We start from the raw sequence: 3,392 nt of genomic DNA, 5'->3' as shown, positions 1-3,392 counted from the left end.
GCCGCCGTTCCCGCCCGCCGGGCGCGTCGCGTGCGGACGCCGCGGGCGCGGGCTTCGACGAGCCCGATCCGGTCCGACATGGGCGGCGCGGCGTCCGCCAGGCGGCGCAGCTCGTCGCGCAGGCGGCTCTCCATGGTCTCGTTCATCGCTCCTCCAGGTGGCCGCGCAGGGCGGTGAGGGCTCGGGACGTCTGGCTCTTGACGTTGCCCTCCGAACAGCCGAGGACGGCGGCGGCGTCGGCGACCGAGAGGTCGCAGTAGTAGCGCAGGACGACCGCGGCGCGCTGCCGGGGCGCGAGCGCGGCCAGCGCCTTCCGCAGGTCGAGGCCGCCGTCCGGGTCGCCGGGCTCGTCCGGGCGGTCGGGGGCCTCCACCAGGGACGTCCGCCGCCACCAGGCCTTGCGGCGCTCCGCCAGGAACTCCCGGACGAGCACGACCCGCGTGTACGCGTCCAGGCTCTCGGCCCGGCGGGCCTTCGCCCAGTGGACGTACAGCCGGTAGACGGTCTGCTGGGTCAGGTCGTCCGCCGAGGCCCAGTCCCCGCAGAGCAGGTAGGCCGTGCGGCGGATCCAGTCGACGCGTCCCGACACGTACGCCGTGTAGCCGGTGTCGGAGTCCTCGGCGGCCTGGGCGACGAGACCCTCCTCGCCCACGGCCTGGGCCGTCATGGCGCGGTCCTTCTCGTGCATCGCTTCACAACCACCTGATGCGTCCCGGCGGCGAGAAGGTTGCATCCCCGTCCGGGCCGGCCGGTGGCCGATGGCCGGGGAAGAGGGGACGCGGGGCGGCCGGTGGGAGGATGGGGGTATGACGAGCAGGCCCACGCGTCGGCGCGGCGCGGAGTTGGAGGAGGCGATCCTCGGCGCCGCCGCGGACGAGCTGACCGCGTCCGGGTTCGCGGGGCTGACCATGGACAAGGTCGCCGCCCGCGCCGGGACCAACAAGAACGCGATCTACCGCCGGTGGCCCAACCGGCTGGCGCTCGGCGTCGCGGCCTACCAGCGGCTGGCCACGACGGTACCGGTCCCGGACACCGGCAGCCTGCGCGAGGACGCCCTGGAGCTGCTGCGCGGCGCGAACCGGCACTGGAGTTCGCCGCTCGGCGCGATCCTGCGCGAGCTGATGGCCGCGGCCGGGGGCGCGTCCGAGCTGGCCGGGCGGCTGCAGGACCGGTCCGCCGTCGCCGCGCCGTGGCTGACCGTCCTCGGCCGGGCGGTCGCGCGCGGCGAGGTCGCGCCCGAGGCGCTGCACCCGCGCGTGGCGACGGTCGCGATCGTCCTGCTGCGGAACGAGTTCGTCGTGCGGGGCGCGCCGTCCGCGCCGGACGACGTGCTGGTCGAGATCGTGGATGAGGTGTTCCTGCCGCTGGTCAGGAGCCGTTCGCCGCGCTGAGGCGGGCCAGGGCGCGGTCGACGTCGAAGCGTTCGGCGGGCGGCAGCGGGGCGCCGACCGACACCCGGATCGCGTCCGCCTCGGCGAGCAGGCGGGCCGCCTCGGCGGTGTCGCCGCCGAGGGAGCGCGCGCCGGCGAGGCCCTCCAGCGCGAGCGCGACCGCGCGCGGGTCGCCGGTCTCGCGGGCGGCGTCGAGGGCCGTGGCGTGCAGGGCGGCGGCGGACGCGGCGTCGCCGCGCTGCTCGGCGACGAAGCCGAGCTGGGTGTGGATGAACGCGATGCCCGCCGTCCCGCCGATGCCGCGCAGCCACGGCAGCCTGCTCCGCAGGTGCGCCTCGGCGGCGTCCAGGTCGCCGCGCCGCCGGGCCACCAGGGCCAGGCCGATCGCGGCGAACTCCTCGGCCGACCGGGACGACCGGTCGCGGGCGAGGTCGAGGGCGCGTTCGTGCAGGTCGTGGGCCTGGTCGAGGTCGCCGTCCAGCAGCGCGACCCGGCCCAGCCCGGACAGCGCGAACGACACCTCGGCCCACATGCCGAGCCGTTCGGCGCGGCGCGCTACCTCGTTCCGCATGCGCGCGGCCCGCCCGTAGTCGCCGACGATCTCGGCGTGCCGGGCGACGGCGTCGGCCGCCTCCAGCTCGCCCCACGCGTCCCCGAGTTCGCCGAACAGGCGGAGGGCGCGTTCGGCGTCGTGCCGCATGTCGTCCAGGTGGCCGCCCACCATGCGGAGCTTCGCGCGCGTGCTGAGGACGGCGGCCTCGCCCCAGCGGTCGCCCTCGTCCCGGAACATCGCGAGCGCGCGCTCCAGGCGGGCGTGGTTGGCGGGCAGGTCTCCGTAGGGCCAGTGGACGAACGTCAGGAACCACAGAGCCCACGCGTCCGCGTCGGGCCCGAGGGCGGCCTTCCGGAGCGCTTCGGACTCGTCGCCCTCTCCGGACAGCATCGTGAGGCCGTTCAGCCAGACGCGCGTCCGCCGCAGGACGTGGTCGGGCGCGTCCTGCGTGAGCGCGAGCGCCAGGTGGCGGCGGGCCTCGTTGAGGCGTCCGCGGAGGAACCAGTACCAGCCGAGCGCGTTCGCCAGGACCGGATCGGCCCGGTACTCCAGCGCGGCGCGGAAGTTGCCCCCCTCGCGATCGAGCCGCTGGAGCCAGCTCTCCTGGTCGGGGCCCCGCAGATGCGGGACGGCCCGCTCGGCGAGCGCCGTGTAGTAGCGGGCGTGGCGCGCGCGCACGAGGTCCTCCTCGCCCGCCTCCCGCAGGCGTTCGAGGCAGTAGTCGGAGACCGACTCCAGCAGCCGGTACCGGCCGTCCTCGGTGAACACGACGAGGGACCGGTCGACCAGCCGCGCGAGGACGTCGAGGCCCGGATCGCCGCACACCTCCTCGGCGGCCTGGAGCGTGCAGCCGTCCCAGTGGACGGCCAGCCTCCGCAGCGCGACCTGCTCGGGACCGCTCAGCAGCTCCCAGCTCCAGTCGATCACCGCGCGGAGCGTCTGCTGCCGCGCCGGGCCGCCGCGCCGCGTGAGCAGCCGGAACCGGTCGTCCAGCCGCTCGGCGAGCGCCTCGACGCTGAGCGCCCGGACGCGGGTCGCGGCGAGCTCCAGCGCCAGCGGCAGGCCGTCCAGGCGGCGGCAGACGGCCGCGACCGCCGCCGCGTTCCCGCCGGTCAGCGCGAAGCCCGGCACCGCGGCGGCGGCGCGCGCCGCGAACAGCCGCTCGGCGTTGCCCGGCTCCAGCGGCGGGACGGCCCGGACCCGCTCGCCCGCGACCGCCAGCGGCTCCCGCGACGTCGCGAGGACGGTCAGCGCGGGGGCCGCCGCGAGCAACCGGCCGGCCAGGTCGGCGACGGCGTCCACGACGTGCTCGCAGTTGTCGAGCAGGAGCAGCGCCCGGCGCGGGCGCAGCGCGTCCTCCAGCCGCTCGACCGGCGTGGACGCGCCTGTTCCGTCCCGGTGCCCGAGCACGGCGGCGACCAGGTCGGCGAGCTCGGCCGCGTCGCGCG

3 protein-coding genes are annotated in these 3,392 nt (G+C 76.9%); 1 reads left to right on the top strand and 2 read right to left on the bottom strand.

The window, feature by feature from the left end; translation table 11 throughout:
* Positions 1-142: 142 nt before the first annotated feature.
* Positions 143-667 (bottom strand): SigE family RNA polymerase sigma factor, encoded by a 525-nt coding sequence (locus tag AB0J52_RS32960; protein ID WP_500186762.1) that lies wholly within the window; start codon positions 665-667, stop codon positions 143-145.
* 139 nt (positions 668-806) lie between these two features.
* Between AB0J52_RS32960 and AB0J52_RS32955 the strand changes: the two genes are divergently transcribed.
* Positions 807-1,391: a TetR/AcrR family transcriptional regulator gene (locus AB0J52_RS32955; protein ID WP_500186761.1), complete on the top strand. Its 585-nt coding sequence runs from the start codon at positions 807-809 to the stop codon at positions 1,389-1,391.
* Here the strand turns inward: AB0J52_RS32955 and AB0J52_RS32950 are convergent.
* Positions 1,369-3,392, bottom strand: a 2,024-nt coding sequence (locus AB0J52_RS32950; protein WP_500186759.1) for an ATP-binding protein, incomplete at its 5' end; no start/stop codon positions are given. The genes AB0J52_RS32955 and AB0J52_RS32950 overlap by 23 nt on opposite strands.

This window comes from Spirillospora sp. NPDC049652 (genome assembly GCF_040675125.1).
In the GTDB taxonomy this organism is placed as follows: Bacteria; Actinomycetota; Actinomycetes; order Streptosporangiales; family Streptosporangiaceae; genus Spirillospora.
This window is presented reverse-complemented; position numbering and strand designations above follow the sequence as displayed.

Bases quoted from the DNA above. Each gene is read 5' to 3' on its own strand.
- AB0J52_RS32955 (WP_500186761.1), top strand. From the start codon at position 807: ATGACGAGCAGGCCCACGCGTCGGCGCGGCGCGGAGTTGGAGGAGGCG.
- AB0J52_RS32960 (WP_500186762.1), bottom strand. From the start codon at position 667: ATGACGGCCCAGGCCGTGGGCGAGGAGGGTCTCGTCGCCCAGGCCGCC.